The 16,052-nt window shown below is 73.6% G+C and carries 5 protein-coding genes; 4 read left to right on the top strand and 1 reads right to left on the bottom strand.

Translation table 11 applies throughout. The features are described 5' to 3' along the window. Window positions 1-470: 470 nt before the first annotated feature. Window positions 471-3,527: an AfsR/SARP family transcriptional regulator gene (locus tag KSE_RS28800; RefSeq protein WP_014138888.1), complete on the top strand. Its 3,057-nt coding sequence runs from the start codon at window positions 471-473 to the stop codon at window positions 3,525-3,527. 34 nt (window positions 3,528-3,561) lie between these two features. Here KSE_RS28800 and KSE_RS28795 read toward each other — a convergent pair whose 3' ends face one another. After that, on the bottom strand, window positions 3,562-3,804 hold the full coding sequence (locus KSE_RS28795) for a hypothetical protein (protein WP_033258213.1): 243 nt from the start codon (window positions 3,802-3,804) through the stop codon (window positions 3,562-3,564). 254 nt (window positions 3,805-4,058) lie between these two features. Between KSE_RS28795 and KSE_RS28790 the strand changes: the two genes are divergently transcribed. From KSE_RS28790 to KSE_RS28780, 3 genes are all read left to right on the top strand, one after another. Next, a complete protein-coding gene (locus KSE_RS28790; protein WP_014138886.1) occupies window positions 4,059-4,250 on the top strand; it encodes an MbtH family protein in 192 nt (63 codons plus the stop codon). A 181-nt stretch (window positions 4,251-4,431) separates the two neighbouring features. After that, window positions 4,432-9,525 carry a non-ribosomal peptide synthetase gene (locus KSE_RS28785; protein WP_014138885.1) on the top strand — a complete coding sequence of 1,698 codons (5,094 nt, stop codon included), beginning with the start codon at window positions 4,432-4,434 and terminating at the stop codon, window positions 9,523-9,525. After that, window positions 9,522-16,037 (top strand): non-ribosomal peptide synthetase, encoded by a 6,516-nt coding sequence (locus KSE_RS28780; protein WP_014138884.1) that lies wholly within the window; start codon window positions 9,522-9,524, stop codon window positions 16,035-16,037. Before KSE_RS28785 ends, KSE_RS28780 begins: the two co-directional genes overlap by 4 nt. Window positions 16,038-16,052: the final 15 nt, after the last annotated feature.

The following is a 16,052-nucleotide window of genomic DNA, read 5'->3' as shown; positions in this document are numbered from 1 at the left end:
CGGGGGTGCGGCACTTCGCGCTGCCACCGCCCTTCGGCCGGGGCGGGGTGAGGTGGCGTCCTCGGCATCTGGGGTCAGCCGGCTCGGGGCCGGCCGCGGGGGAGGCCGAAAATGGGTGTCGGGGCGGAATCACACGCATTTGCCGGGACGTCGGCGAATCCGTCCGGGCCGGGAAGCGGGATCCGCGTACGCGGAATCCCCGGGCAGATCCGGATGCCGGCCGGGAGATCCGGCATCCGCCTTTTCCGCCCGGTTGTGATGTTCCCGTGGAGGTTGCCGGTGCACTACATTGTCAGCGCCGGGGGGTGTCCAACGGACCGCGCTGCGGCTCAAGTGGCTTGCCACACAAGCGATTCGGGCCGCAGAGGACCCTCCTCTGACGGCCCCTTCGAACGGCTGCGACCCGCGTCCCGACACCGCCGTTCCCGCAGGCGTCCAGGTCACGTGGTCCACGTCGGTGGGGAGGGAACATGGTGGAGGACATCAGATTCTCCGTGCTCGGGCCGGTGCGCATGCGTCGGGGCGAGACCGTTCTCCCGTCCCGGTCGCCGCAGTTGCAGGCTCTTCTGGTGGCCCTGCTGCTCCGTCCCGGACGATCGGCCCCGGCGCACGAACTCATCACGGCGATCTGGGGCGAATCCCCGCCGGATTCCGCGCTGTCGAGCCTGCGCACGTACGCGTGGCGCCTGCGCCAGACCCTGGAGGTCGACCGCGCCGACCCCAAGTCCCTGATTTCCCTGCACGACGGATACCAGTTGGTGGTCGCTCCGGACTCGGTGGACGCGAACTACGCGGAGAAGTTGGCCGCTGACGCCGCACGGGCCCGTTCGCAGGGCCGGGACGACGACTGCAGCCGGCTGCTGGACGAGGCCCTGGGGCTGTGGCAGGGCGAGCCCCTGTCGGGTGTTCCGGGACCGTACGCGGACCAGCAGCGTTCACGGCTCAACGAACTCCGGCGGGGTCTGCTGGAGGAGCGTTTCGACCACAATCTCCGATTGGGGCGGAGCTCGGCCGTGATACCCGAGCTCACCGCGTTCATGGCCGAGAACCCGCTACAGGAAAGGCCCTACGGGTTCCTGATGCGGGCGCTGTACGCCTCCGGCCGGCAGGCCGACGCGCTGGCGGTGTTCGCCCGGGCCCGGCACGTGCTGGCCGAGGAGCTGGGCGTCGATCCCGGGCCGGAACTGACCACCCTGCACGCCCGCATCCTGGCCGGCGACCCCCTGCTCAGCGCCGCCGCGCCCGGGCCGGGGCAGCAGCGGGCCCAGCGGGAGCCGGAGCCGGCCCCCGCGCCGCGGGCGGCCCGGTCGGACGAGGGGTCGGCACCGGCCGGAGCGGGCGCGGAGGACGCGCCCGGGAGCGGCGGCAGCCCCCAGCTGGTCTCCCGGCCCGCCCAACTCCCGGCGGACACCGCTGATTTCACCGGGCGCGCGGCCGAGGTGGTCGAGCTGTGCCGGGTACTCACCAACAGCACCAGGACGTCGCTGCCCGTGGTGTCCGTCGCGGGCATGGGCGGCATCGGGAAGACCACGCTGGCGCTGCGGGTCGCCCATCTGGCCAAGCCCCGGTTCACCGACGGGCAGCTGTACGCCGACCTGGGCGGCAACGGGCTGGAGCCCGCCGAGCCGAGGACGGTCCTGGGCAGCCTGCTGACGACGCTGGGGGTTCCGGGGCACGCCCTCCCCACCGCGACCGAGGACCGCGCGCGCCTCTTCCGCTCCGTGCTCGACGGGCGGCGCATCCTGCTCCTGCTCGACAACGCCCGGGATCCGGCGCAGGTCAGGCCGCTGTTACCGGGCTCGGCCGACTGCGCGGTGATCGTCACCAGCCGGGCCCGGCTCACCGGACTGCCCACCTCCGCCCAGGCCGATCTGAACGTCTTCACGACCGACGAGGCGATCGGCCTGCTGCGCTCGATCGTCGGCGGGGAGCGCGTCACCGACGAGCAGGCCGCCACCGAACTGGTGACGGCCTGCGGGCACCTTCCGCTGGCCGTCCGGATCGTGGCCGCGCGACTGGCCGCCCGCCCGCAGTGGCAGGTCGAGACGATGACCCGCCGGCTGGCCGACCAGCGCCGCCGCATCGGTGAACTGCGAGCCGGGGACCTGGCGGTGGCCGCGGCCTTCGAGCTCGGCTACCGCCAGCTGACGGCCGATCAGGCCAGGGCGTTCCGGCTGCTCGCGCCCGCGCCGCGGACCGGCATCGGACTGGCGGTCGCCGCCGCGGCCCTCGACCTCGCCGAGGAGGACGCCGAGGACCTGCTGGAAGCCCTGGTGGACGCCGCCATGCTGGAGGCGCCGCTGCCCGGCCGGTACCGGTTCCACGACCTGGTCCGCGCCTTCGCGCTGCAACTCCCGGCTCCCCCGCCCTCCGAGGACGACGACGAGCGCGGTGCGGCGCTGAGCCGGATGCTCGACCACCTGCTCGCCGGCGGATCCACCGCCTTCCGGCACATGGTTCCGGGCGACCCGGTCGGCGTCTTCCTGGTCCGCAGCCCCGCCGCGGGTCCGCGGCTCGACTCGCTGGCGGAGGCCAGGGCCTGGGTGGCCACCGAGTTCGACTGCATCACCACCGCGGTGACCCTGGCCGCCCAGAGCCCGTCCGGGCCCGGGGGCCGGCTGCTGCGCACGGCGACCGACCTGCTGGTCGCCCTGAGTCCGTACGGCAGGGGCATTCCCTACGGCCAACTGGCCGAGGCCGCCCGGACGGTGGCGGAGACGGCGGCCCTGCGGGGCGACGACCGCGCGGAGGGCCGGGCCCGCTTCGTCTGCGGCAACGCCGCTCTGCAGAACGTCCAGCTGGCGGAGGCCGACCTGCAGATCCGGCTGGCGACCGCGGCCTGCCTGCGCGCGGACGACCGGGTCATCCTCCAGCAGACCCTCAACGACCAGGGCCTGATCGCCCAGTTCCAGCAGAACTACGCCGACGCCGTCCGCTTCTACGACCAGGGGACGCTGCTCGCAAGGGAGTTGGGGCACCACTCCGGCGAACTGGCGACCATCCTCAACGCCGCGCAGGCCCGGCTTCGCAGCGGAAGGGCCGCGGAGGCGCTGCTGGCCTGCGACGAAGCCCTGGTCGCCCTGCGCGCGGTGGCGGACCGGAACGGGATCGCCTACGCGCACTACGTCCGCGGTCTGGCCCTGCACGAGTTGGGGCGCCACGACGACGCCGCGGCGAGTTACCTGAGCTGTCTGGCGCTCTGCGAGGCCGAGGGCATCCGGGGCCGGGAGGCGCAGGCGCGGCTCCGCCTCGCGGACACCTTGCGGATGACGGGCGAGTCCGCCGAGGCGCTGTCCCAGGCCGAGCAGGCGCTGGCCCTCTGCGAGGAGCTGGGGACGGAACGCGACCGCGGGCACGCGCTGGTCGTGCTCAGCCACGTCCTCGCCGACCGGGGCGAGTTCCGGCCGGCACTGGCCCGGGCCGTGCAGGCGCACGCCGTGTTCACCGGGCTGGGGCTCCCGGACGCCGTCCAGGCGGGAGCCCTCGTCGCCGACCTCGAACTGGCCCGGGGGCCGGCGAACGACTGAACCACCGGGTACCGCCGCGGTACCCGGGCCGGCCTCAGCCCGTGCTGTTCCACTCGCCGGCCGGCGCCGCGGTCGGCGTGGGGACCGGCGCCGGGGTCGGCGTGGAGACCGGCGCGGGGGCCGGCCCGTCGGCCCGCACGGTCACCGACCGGTCCGACACCGGGGCGCCGAGGTGCGCCGGGGCCGCCGAGACCGCGAGGGCCAGGACGGACGCGCACCCGGCGGCGGCCAGGGTCGCACCGACACGCAGCGCCAGGGACTGCATCGATCGCTTCATCAGAGTGTCCGTTCACTCGGGGGCTGGGTTCGAGTGACAGTCTTCTCGCGCTCGATCTCACGCTGATACACGCCCGATCGCCGACTCCCCTCCCGCTCCGATCGGCCCGCCCAGGGCTCCGCGATCCGGCGTATATCGGCGCTGTGGAGCATCGTCCTCACGACGGACCGAGCCGGCGGCCCCACCCGAGCAGCTGCCGCCTCCCGGGCCGTCCCCACCGCACCCGTCCGCCCCTGGGAGAGGAACGAAACGCCATGACCGACGTGACCGAGGACCCGCAGAGCTACCTGGTGGTCGTCAACCACGAGGAGCAGTACTCCGTGTGGCGCTCCGACCGCGCGCTGCCCGACGGCTGGAACGCCGTCGGCTCGCCGGCCGGCCGGGCCGAGTGCCTGGCCCGCATCGAGGAGCTGTGGACGGACATGCGTCCGCTCAGCGTCCGCTGACCCGATCACCGCTCAGCACGGTCCGCGCACAGCACGATCGCCGCTCAGCACGATCCGCGCACAGCACCCGGGCCGGGCCGCCCAGACCGGCGGCCCCGCCCCGGGTGATCGGAGAAAGCCCCGGCCCTGTCGACGTTCGGAAGGTGACATGCCTGCATCAAACTTGGAGTCGGGCAGCTCCATGGACGCGTCCCCCCGCACCGCCCGCACTCCGTACGAGCTCGACCTCCCGGTCCTCGCGCGGGGAACCGCCGTCCCCGGTCCGCCGACCACCCTCGTGGCCCTGTTCGAGGAGCAGGCCGCCCGCACCCCGCACGCCCCGGCCGCGGTCCACGGCACGACCACCCGCTCGTACGCGGAGCTCAACGCCCGGGCGAACCGGCTCGCCCGGCTGCTGGCCGCCCGCGGCATCGGCCCCGAGGACCGGGTCGCGGTGCTGCTGCCCCGCGACCACGACCTGCTCACCGCGCTGCTGGCCGTCCTCAAGTGCGGCGCGGCCTACGTGCCGCTCGACCCCGGGCACCTGGGCCGGCGGATCGGCCTGATCCTCGACGACACCCGGCCGGCCTGCCTGATCACCGACACCGGGACGTCCCCGGACGTCTCCTGGGACCTGCCGGTCCTCCGGCTGGACACCCCCGAGCACCGCGCGGCGTGCGCCGACCGGTCGCCCGCCGACCTCACCGACACCGACCGGGTCGCACCGCTGTCCCCGCGGCACCCGGCCTACCTCATCTACACCTCCGGCTCGACCGGAACGCCCAAGGGCGTGGTCGTCGAGCACCACGCCGCGGCCGCCTACCTCCGGTGGACCGTCCACCTCAACCCGGACCTCGCCGGGAGCGTGCCGTTCCACGGCTCGGTCTCCTTCGACGGCACCGCGACCGCCCTCTTCGGCCCCCTGGTCTCCGGCGGGCTGATCGTCCTCGCCGACCTGGCCGACGACCCGCGGACCCGGGCCACCCTGCTGGACCACCCGGCGTCCTTCCTCAAGGGCACCCCCAGCCTGCTCCCCCGACTGCTGGACCTCGGAAGCGAGTTCGCGCCGAGCGGGGTGCTCATGCTCGGTGGCGAGCAGCTGACCGGCCAGGCCCTGGCCGGCTGGCGGTCCCGGTACCCCGGCACGGCCGTGGTCAACAGCTACGGCCCCAGCGAGGTGGTGGTCGCCTGCACGCAGTACCGGGTGGAGCCCGGCAGCCCGCTGCCGGCCGGCCCGCTGCCGATCGGGCGCCCGGCCTGGAACACCAGCGTCCACCTGCTGGACGGCGACCTGCGACCCGTCGAGCCGGGCGCGGTGGGCGAGCTCTACGTCGGCGGCCCCGGCCTGGCCCGCGGGTACTGGAACCGTCCCGGCGCCACGGCCGCCGCCTTCCTCCCGGACCCGGACGGCGCCGCCGGGGCGCGGATGTACCGCACCGGTGACCTCGCCCGCTGGAACGCCGACGGCCAGCTGGAGTTCCTGGCCCGCGCGGACGGGCAGCTCAACCTGCGCGGGTACCGCATCGAACCGGGCGAGGTGGAGGCGGCCCTGCGCCGCGAGCCGGCGGTCGCCCAGGCCGTCGTGACGGTCCGCGAGGACCGCGAGGGCGACCGGCGCCTGGTCGGCTACGTGGTCGCGGAGCCCGGCGCGCACCTCGACCCGGCGGCGCTGTGCGCACTCGTCGGCACCCTGCTTCCGCCGTACATGGTCCCCAGCGCCGTCGTGGTGCTCGACCGGCTGCCCCTGAACAGCAGCGGCAAGATCGACCGCGGCGCGCTGCCGGCCCCCGCGTACCGGACCACCGGCAGCGGCGGTGACGTCCGCACCCCGGTCCAGGAAGTCCTGTGCCACCTCTACGCCGATGTGCTCGGTGTCACCGAGGTCGGCCTCGACGACGACTTCTTCGACCTCGGCGGCCACTCGCTGCTCGCGTTCCGACTGATCGGCCTGGTGCGCTCCACCCTCCACGCGGAACTCGACCTGCGGACCCTCACCGAGGCCCCCACGGTGCGGACGCTGGCGCCGCGGCTGCTGCGGGGCACCCGGCCCCGGCCGGCGCTCGCCGCCGGGCCGCGCCCGGCCGTCCTCCCGCTGTCCCCCGCCCAGCAACGGCTCTGGTTCCTCGACCAGTTGGAGGGGCCCAGCGCGGTGTACAACCTGCCGTTCCGGCTGTCCCTGCCGGGCCCCGCGGACCCCGCCGTGCTGCGGCGGGCGCTCCAGGACGTGACCCGCCGGCACGAGAGCCTGCGCACGGTGTTCCGGCCCGGGCCCGACGGGGGCCGGCCCCGCCAGTGCGTGCTGCCCGGGTCGACCGTCCCCGCGCTCTCGGTGGTGACGGACGGCGGCCTGGCCGCCGCGCTGGACGAGGCGTCGGCCCACGTGTTCGACCTGGCCGCCGAGCCGCCGCTGCACGCCTGGATGTTCCCGTCCGACGAACCGGACACCACGGCCGTCCTGCTGCTCGCGCACCACATCGCGGTCGACGGCTGGTCGAAGGCCCCCCTGGCGCGCGACCTCACCACCGCCTACCGGGCCCGTAGCCAGGGGCTCGTCCCGCGGTTCGACGCCCTTCCGGTGCAGTACGCGGACTACACGCTGTGGCAGCGGGAGCTCCTGGGCGACCCCGCGGACCCGGCCGGCCTGCGCGCCGAGCAGGCCGACTACTGGCGCGCCGCCCTGGACGGGATGCCCGGCGCCGTCGACCTGCCCACCGACCGCGCCCGGCCACCCGTGCCGGGCCACTCCGGCGGCCGCGCCGCCCTGACGATCGACCCGCACCTGCACGCCCGGACGGCGGAGTTCGCCCGCACCCACCGGGCCACGACGTTCATGGTGCTGCACGCGGTCGTCGCCGCACTGCTGACCAGGCTCGGGGCCGGCACCGACATCCCGATCGGCTCGCCCGTCGCCGGCCGCACCGAGGAGGGCCTCGCCGACCTGGTCGGCTGCTTCGTCAACACCCTCGTGCTCCGCACCGACACCCAGGGCGACCCGAGTTTCACCGAGCTCCTGCACCGGGTGCGGGAGACCGACCTGGCCGCCTACGCGCACCAGGACCTCCCGTTCGACGAGGTCGTCGAGGCCGTCAACCCGGACCGCTCACCGGCGCACCACCCGCTGTTCCAGATCATGCTGGCCTTCGACAACACCGACACCACGGCCACCCCGGCCACCGCGGCCGCCCCGGACCGGGACCGCGACCCGGTGCCGCTGGACCTGCGCGGCGCGATGTTCGACCTCACCTTCTCGCTGGGCGAGCGCTTCTCGGCGACCGGCGCACCGGACGGCCTGTCCGGCGTCCTGCAGTACTCCACCGACCTCTTCGACCGGGAGACGGTCGAGCTGATCGCCGCCCGACTGCCCCGGCTGCTGGGCTCGGCGCTGGACCGCCCCGACTCGCCGCTCAGCGAGCTCGACCTCTTCGTCCCCGGCGAGCTCGCGGTGCTGCACGACCTCCCCGGGAAGGCCGGCTTCGACGGCGCCGGCGACGGGCCGCGGTCGGTGCTGGAGGCGTTCGCGGCGCAGGTGGCGCGCGATCCGGACGCGGAGGCCGTGGTCTGCGGAGAACAGCGGCTCAGCTACCGGGACCTGGCCGACCGCTCCGACGCGCTGGCCGAGGCGCTGCTCGCCGCCGGGGTCGGCCCGGAGTCCCGGGTCGGCGTCTGCCTGGAGCGCGGCCCGTGGCTGCCCGTCGCCCTGCTCGGCATCTGGAAGGCCGGCGGCGCGTACGTCCCGCTCGACCCCGAGTACCCGCACGCCCGCCTCACCCAGATGGCCCAGGACGCGGCTCTCGGCTGCGTCGTGACCCAGCACGGGCTGGCCGACCTGGCCGCCTCGCTGCACACCGCGCCGGTCCTGGTCGAAGACCTCCCCCGCACGGCGTCCCGCCGGACCGACCCGCACCTGCCGGCCGGGAACGCGCTCGCCTACGTGATCTACACCTCCGGCTCGACCGGCCGGCCCAAGGGCGTCGGCGTCGACCACGGCAGCCTGATCCGGTTCTTCGCGGGCATGGAGCGGTCCGCCCCGTTGGGTCGGAACGACACCGTCGCCGCGCTCACCAGCATCTGCTTCGACATCTCGACCGTCGAACTGCTGCTGCCGCTCGTCCTCGGCAGCCGCGTCGTCGTGATGACGAAGGAGCAGTCCCTGGACGCCCGGGAGCTCGCCGACCGCGTGCGGGAGCACGGTGTCACCGTCCTGCAGGCCACGCCCACGTCCTGGCGCATGCTGCTCGAAGCGGGCGGCGACTGGGGGAAGCTGACCCACGCGATGTCCGGCGGTGAGCCCCTCACCGCCGAGCTGGCCGCGGGGCTGCTCGCACGCGGCCTGCGGGTCTGGAACCTGTACGGGCCGACCGAGGCGACCGTCTGGTCCTCGCTCGCGGAGATCACGGCAGCGGCCGACGCCGCGACGGTGGGCCGCACGATCGGCGGGGCGCGCCACTACGTCCTCGACCCGCACGGCCGGCCGGTGCCGGTCGGTGTGACGGGCGAGCTGCACATCGGCGGCGGCATCGTCGCCCGCGGCTACCTGGGCCGCCCGGCCCAGAGCGCGGACCGCTTCGTCCCCGACCCGCTGGGGTCCCCGGGATCCCGGATGTACCGCACCGGTGACCGGGTCCGCTGGCTCGCCGACGGCAACCTGCAGTGCCTCGGCCGCCTCGACGACCAGGTCAAGATCCGGGGCTTCCGGATCGAACCGGGGGAGATCGAATCGGTGCTCGGCAGCTGCCCCGGCGTCGACTTCGCCGCGGTGGTGGCGCGGCCGGACCCGGCCGGCGGGCAGCGCCTGATCGGATACGTCCTGCCCCGATCACCCGGCTCGGTGACCCCGGCGGAGCTGCGCGCCTGGTGCGGACGCCAGCTGCCGGCCCACATGGTGCCCGCCCGCCTGCTGCTGATCGACTCCGTCCCGCGGACACCCGGCGGAAAGCTGGACCGCCAGGGGTTCCCCGACCCGGACCGCGCTCCCGAAGGCCCGGCCGCCGGGCACGAACCTCCGACCAACGAGGTCGAACGGACCCTCGCCGACCTCTGGGCCGGTCTGCTCGGGCTGCGGGACCCCGGCATCCGGGACGACTTCTTCGCGAGCGGCGGGCACTCGCTCCTCGCCACCCGGCTGATCTCCCGGATCCGGGAGGAGTTCCAGGTCGACTTCCCGCTGCGGGAGTTCTTCCGGGCTCCCACGATCGCCGGTCTGGCCGCCGCGGTCGAAGACCTCGTCACCGCCCAGATGTCCGACCTGACCGAGGAAGAACTCCGAGACATGCTCGCCGAAATGGATGCGTCGTGAACGAGAACGAGAACACGCCCGCCACGGCGGACGCCCTGCGCCGGGAACTCGTCGCCAAGCGGCTGGCCGGCCGGAGGACCGCGGCCGCCGGGGGTGCGGTCGGTGGCCGGATGCGGCGGGTGGAGCGGGACGGCGCGCTGCCGGCCTCCTTCGCCCAGGAGCGGCTGTGGCTGCTGGACCGCCTCTCGGCGAGTGGCGACGAGTACCTGCTCAAGTACGTGTGGCGGGTGCGCGGCCGGCTGGACCGGTCGGCCTGGCAGCAGGCCCTGGACGACGTCGTCGCCCGACACGAGGTACTGCGCACCGCCCTGGTCGAGGTCGACGGACGCCCCGTCCCCCGCATCGCCGACCACGCCACCGTCCCCACCCAGTGGCACGACCTCACCACCACCCTCCCCGCCGAACAGCGCCTCGACCACGCCCGCGAGCTGGCCACCGCCTTCTCCACCCAGCCCTTCGACCTCGCCACCGCCCCCCTCCTGCGCTGCGCCGCCTGGACCCTGGACACCGACGACCACCTCGTCACCGTCACCTTCCACCACATCGCCTCCGACGGCTGGTCCGCCAAGATCTTCACCGACGAACTCACCACCCACTACGAAGCCCGCGCCACCGGCACCACCCCGACCCCACCCGCGCTGCCCGTCCAGTACGCCGACTACGCCGCCTGGCAACGCGACCACCTCACCGGCCACGTCCTCGACAACCAACTCGCCTACTGGCGCACCGCCCTGGCCGACCTCCCCGTCCTCGACCTCCCCACCGACCACCCCCGACCCGCCACCCGCACCGGACGCGGCGGCACGATCACCCACACCCTCCCCACCACCCTCATCACCCAGCTCGACACCCTCGCCCGCACCCACCGGGCCACCACCTTCATGGTCCTGCTCGCCGCCTTCCAGACCGTCCTCGCCCGCTGGTCCGGACAGACCGACATCGCCATCGGCACCCCCATCGCCGGCCGCAACCGCGCCGAAACCGAAGGACTCATCGGCTTCTTCGTCAACACCCTCGTCACCCGCGCCGACCTCACCGACAACCCCACCTTCACCACCCACCTCACCCGCGTCCGCGACAACGTCCTCGGCGCCTTCGACCACCAAGACCTCCCCTTCGAACGACTCGTCGAAGACCTCAAACCCACCCGCGACCCCAGCCGCAACCCCCTCTTCCAGGCCTGGTTCGTCACCCAGAACTTCGAGCAGGCCGAGCCGTACCACGGCTCCATCCAGCTGTCACCGATGAGCCTGGACAGCGGCGATCCCTCCTCGCCCTTCGACATCTCGCTGATCACGCGACCCGTCGACGGCGGGATGAGGTTCCACTTCACCTACGCCAGGGACCTGTTCGACGCTGACTCCGTCGAGCGGCTGGCGAGCCACCTGCGCCGATTCCTGGAGGCCGTGGCGCTCACCCCCGACGTCCCGGTCGGAAGCGTGGACCTGCTGACGGACGAGGAGCGGCGGGCGCTGGCCGTCCTCAGCGCGCCGGTCGAGGCCGCCGCTGAACCGCCGTCGGTACTGGAGGCGTTCGCGGCCCAGGTCGCCCGCGACCCGGACGCGGTGGCCGTGGTCTGCGAGGAACAGCACCTCACCTACCGGGAACTCGCCGACCGCTCCGACGCACTCGCCGACGCCCTGCACACCACCGGAGTCGGCCCCGAATCCCGAGTCGGCGTCTGCCTGAAGCGCGGCCCGTGGCTGCCCGTCGCCCTGCTCGGCATCTGGAAAGCCGGCGGCGCCTACGTCCCCCTCGACCCCGCCTACCCCCACGCCCGCCTCACCCACATGGCCCAGGACGCGAACCTCACCAGCCTCGTCACCCAACACGACCTGGCCGACCTCGCCACCTCACTGCACACCACACCCGTCCTCGTCGAAGACCTCCCCACCACCGGCACCCACACCACCGGCACCCGCACCACCCACCCCACCGGCTCCCTCGCCTACCTCATCTACACCTCCGGCTCCACCGGCCGCCCCAAAGGCGTCGCCGTCGACCACCCCGCCCTCGCCCGCCACACCCACACCATCCGCCAGCACTACCACCTCACCCCCCACGACCGCGTCCTGCAGTTCGCCTCCGCCTCCTTCGACCCCTTCCTGGAGCAGCTGCTCCCGGCCCTGCTCGGCGGCGCCCGGGTGGTCATCCGGCCGAACGACCCGTGGCTGCCGGCCCACCTCCCGTCCGTGATCGAGCGGTTCGGCGTCACCGTGGCCAACTTCCCGCCGGCGTACTGGGCGGAGCTGGTGTCGGGCCTGTCGGCGGCCCAGGTGCCCGCGATGGCCACCCTGCGGCTGCTGGTCCTCGGCGGCGAGGTGCTGCCCCCCGCCGCGCTCGCCCTCTGGCGGCAGCACCTCCCCGGCGTCACCGTGATCAACGCCTACGGACCCACCGAGACCACCGTGACCGCCACCGCCCACACCGTCCGGGGAGACGCTCCGGGCAAGGTGCCGATCGGTACCGCGCTGGGCGGCCGGCGCACCTACGTCCTCGACCCGCACGGCAACCCCACCCCGCTCGGCGTCCCCGGCGAACTGTGCATCGGCGGACCCGAACTCGCCCGCGGCTACCACCACCAACCCGCCCTCACCGCCGACCGCTTCACCCCCGACCCCCACGGACCCGCCGGCAGCCGCATCTACCACACCGGCGACCGCGTCCGCCGCCTGCCCGACGGCACCCTCCACTACCTCGGCCGCCTCGACAACCAGATCAAACTCCGCGGCTACCGCATCGAACTCGACGAAATCCAGACCACCCTCACCCACCACCCCCACATCACCGCCGCCGTCACCACCATCCGCGAAGACCACCCCGGACACCCCCACCTCACCGCCCACTACACCACCACCGACACCACCCCCCTCACCACCACCACCCTCCGCACCTGGTGCACCACCACCCTCCCCGACCACATGATCCCCACCCACTTCATCCACCTCCCCACCCTCCCCACCACCCCCACCGGCAAAATCGACCACCGAGCCCTCCCCGCACCCACCGACGATCGCACCACCGCCGACCCCGACTACACCGCCCCGCGCAACCCCGTCGAACAGACCATCGCCGACATCTGGTCCGAAGTCCTCGGCACCACCGTCATCGGCATCGACGACAACTTCTTCGAGCTCGGCGGCCACTCCCTCCTCGCCACCATGGCCGTCTCGCGGATCGCCGAACAGCTCAACCGCTCGGTCGAACTGCGCACCATCTTCGAGAAGCCCTGCCTCCGCGACTTCGCCGAGCAGGTCGCCACCGCCGGGGGTGCGGTCGGTGGCCGGATGCGGCGGGTGGAGCGCGGCGGCGCGCTGCCGGTCTCCTTCGCCCAGGAACGGCTGTGGCTGCTGGACCGCCTCTCCGCCACCCGGGACGAGTACACCCTCAGCCACGTGTGGCGGGTGCGCGGCCGGCTGGACCGGTCGGCCTGGCAGCAGGCCCTGGACGACGTGGTCGCCCGACACGAGGTACTGCGCACCGCCCTGGTCGAGGTCGACGGACGCCCCGTCCCCCGCATCGCCGACCACGCCACCGTCCCCACCCAGTGGCACGACCTCACCACCACCCTCCCCGCCGAACAGCGCCTCGACCACGCCCGCGAGCTGGCCACCGCCTTCTCCACCCAGCCCTTCGACCTCGCCACCGCCCCCCTCCTGCGCTGCGCCGCCTGGACCCTGGACACCGACGACCACCTCGTCACCGTCACCTTCCACCACATCGCCTCCGACGGCTGGTCCGCCAAGATCTTCACCGACGAACTCACCACCCACTACGAAGCCCGCGCCACCGGCACCACCCCGACCCCACCCGCGCTGCCCGTCCAGTACGCCGACTACGCCGCCTGGCAACGCGACCACCTCACCGGCCACGTCCTCGACAACCAACTCGCCTACTGGCGCACCGCCCTGGCCGACCTCCCCGTCCTCGACCTCCCCACCGACCACCCCCGACCCGCCACCCGCACCGGACGCGGCGGCACGATCACCCACACCCTCCCCACCACCCTCATCACCCAGCTCGACACCCTCGCCCGCACCCACCGGGCCACCACCTTCATGGTCCTGCTCGCCGCCTTCCAGACCGTCCTCGCCCGCTGGTCCGGACAGACCGACATCGCCATCGGCACCCCCATCGCCGGCCGCAACCGCGCCGAAACCGAAGGACTCATCGGCTTCTTCGTCAACACCCTCGTCACCCGCGCCGACCTCACCGACAACCCCACCTTCACCACCCACCTCACCCGCGTCCGCGACAACGTCCTCGGCGCCTTCGACCACCAAGACCTCCCCTTCGAACGACTCGTCGAAGACCTCAAACCCACCCGCGACCCCAGCCGCAACCCCCTCTTCCAGGTGCTGTTCGACGTCAACGACCGGCCCGCCACCCGGGTCACCGCCGCCGGGGCCGAGTTCACGCCCGTCGATCTCCCGCGGGACACGGCGAAGTTCGACCTCTCCCTCTCCTTCGGCACCGGCCGGGAGGGCCGCTTCTCCCTCCACGTCGAGTACGCCACCGACCTCTTCGACCGGGCGACCATCCTCCGACTGGCCTCCCACGTCGAAAGCGTCCTGACCGAGATCGCGCACGCGCCCCGCACCAGGGTCGGCGACCTGCGGATGCTCTCCGAGCAGGAGCGGCGGGCGCTGGCCGTCCTCAGCGCGCCGGTCGAGGCCGCCGCTGAACCGCCGTCGGTACTGGAGGCGTTCGCGGCCCAGGTCGCCCGCGACCCGGACGCGGTGGCCGTGGTCTGCGAGGAACAGCACCTCACCTACCGGGAACTCGCCGACCGCTCCGACGCACTCGCCGACGCCCTGCACACCACCGGAGTCGGCCCCGAATCCCGAGTCGGCGTCTGCCTGGAACGCGGCCCGTGGCTGCCCGTCGCCCTGCTCGGCATCTGGAAAGCCGGCGGCGCCTACGTCCCCCTCGACCCCGCCTACCCCCACGCCCGCCTCACCCACATGGCCCAGGACGCGAACCTCACCAGCCTCGTCACCCAACACGACCTGGCCGACCTCGCCACCTCACTGCACACCACACCCGTCCTCGTCGAAGACCTCCCCACCACCGGCACCCACACCACCGGCACCCGCACCACCCACCCCACCGGCTCCCTCGCCTACCTCATCTACACCTCCGGCTCCACCGGCCGCCCCAAAGGCGTCGCCGTCGACCACCCCGCCCTCGCCCGCCACACCCACACCATCCGCCAGCACTACCACCTCACCCCCCACGACCGCGTCCTGCAGTTCGCCTCCGCCTCCTTCGACGCCGCGCTCGAACAGACCCTACCCGGCCTCACCGCCGGAGCCCGGGTGGTGATCCGCCCCGACCAGGTGTGGACCGTCGAGGAACTCCGCGAGCAGATCCACGCCCACGGCATCACCGTCATGGAGCTGGTGCCCACCTACTGGGCCGAGTTCGCCGCCGGCCTCACCCCCGCCTCCCGGGACCTCCTCGCGACCCTGCGCCTGGCGATCACCGGCGGCGAGGTGCTGCCGCCCGCTCCCACCGACGCCTGGTTCACCCACCTGCCGCACGTCCCCGTCGTCAACACCTACGGCCCCACCGAGACCGCCATCGCCGCCACCGCCCACACCGTCCGGCGGCGCACCGCCGACCGCATCCCGATCGGTACCGCGCTGGGCGGCCGGCGCACCTACGTCCTCGACCCGCACGGCAACCCCACCCCGCTCGGCGTCCCCGGCGAACTGTGCGTCGGCGGCCCCGAACTCGCCCGCGGCTACCACCACCAACCCGCCCTCACCGCCGACCGCTTCACCCCCGACCCCCACGGACCCGCCGGCAGCCGCATCTACCACACCGGCGACCGCGTCCGCCGCCTGCCCGACGGCACCCTCCACTACCTCGGCCGCCTCGACAACCAGATCAAACTCCGCGGCTACCGCATCGAACTCGACGAAATCCAGACCACCCTCACCCACCACCCCCACATCACCGCCGCCGTCACCACCATCCGCGAAGACCACCCCGGACACCCCCACCTCACCGCCCACTACACCACCACCGACACCACCCCCCTCACCACCACCACCCTCCGCACCTGGTGCACCACCACCCTCCCCGACCACATGATCCCCACCCACTTCATCCACCTCCCCACCCTCCCCACCACCCCCACCGGCAAGATCGACCACCGAGCCCTCCCCGCACCCACCGACGATCGCACCACCGCCGAGAGCAGCTCGTTCGTCGAACCCCGCACGCCCACCGAGGACGTGATCGCCAGCATCTGGTCCGTCGCCCTGGGCATCGACCGGGTGGGCGTCGAGGACAACTTCTTCGAGCTCGGCGGCCACTCGCTGCGGGCCACCGTCGTCGCCTCCCGGATCCGCCAGGCGTTCGACTGCGCCGTCCAGGTCCGGCACGTCTTCGAGAACCCGACCGTCTCCGCGTTGGCGGTCACCGTGGAACAGCTCCTGATCGACGAGATCGCCGCCATGAGCGGCGACGAGATCGACCTGTCCCTCCACCTCCACCTCCAGTGACCGGCCGAACGAGGA

Origin of the sequence: Kitasatospora setae KM-6054 (assembly GCF_000269985.1) — a bacterium.
Lineage (GTDB): Bacteria > Actinomycetota > Actinomycetes > Streptomycetales > Streptomycetaceae > Kitasatospora > Kitasatospora setae.
This window is presented reverse-complemented; position numbering and strand designations above follow the sequence as displayed.

Bases quoted from the DNA above. Each gene is read 5' to 3' on its own strand.
- KSE_RS28800 (WP_014138888.1), top strand. From the start codon at position 471: ATGGTGGAGGACATCAGATTCTCCGTGCTCGGGCCGGTGCGCATGCGT.
- KSE_RS28795 (WP_033258213.1), bottom strand. From the start codon at position 3,804: ATGAAGCGATCGATGCAGTCCCTGGCGCTGCGTGTCGGTGCGACCCTG.
- KSE_RS28790 (WP_014138886.1), top strand. From the start codon at position 4,059: ATGACCGACGTGACCGAGGACCCGCAGAGCTACCTGGTGGTCGTCAAC.
- KSE_RS28785 (WP_014138885.1), top strand. From the start codon at position 4,432: ATGGACGCGTCCCCCCGCACCGCCCGCACTCCGTACGAGCTCGACCTC.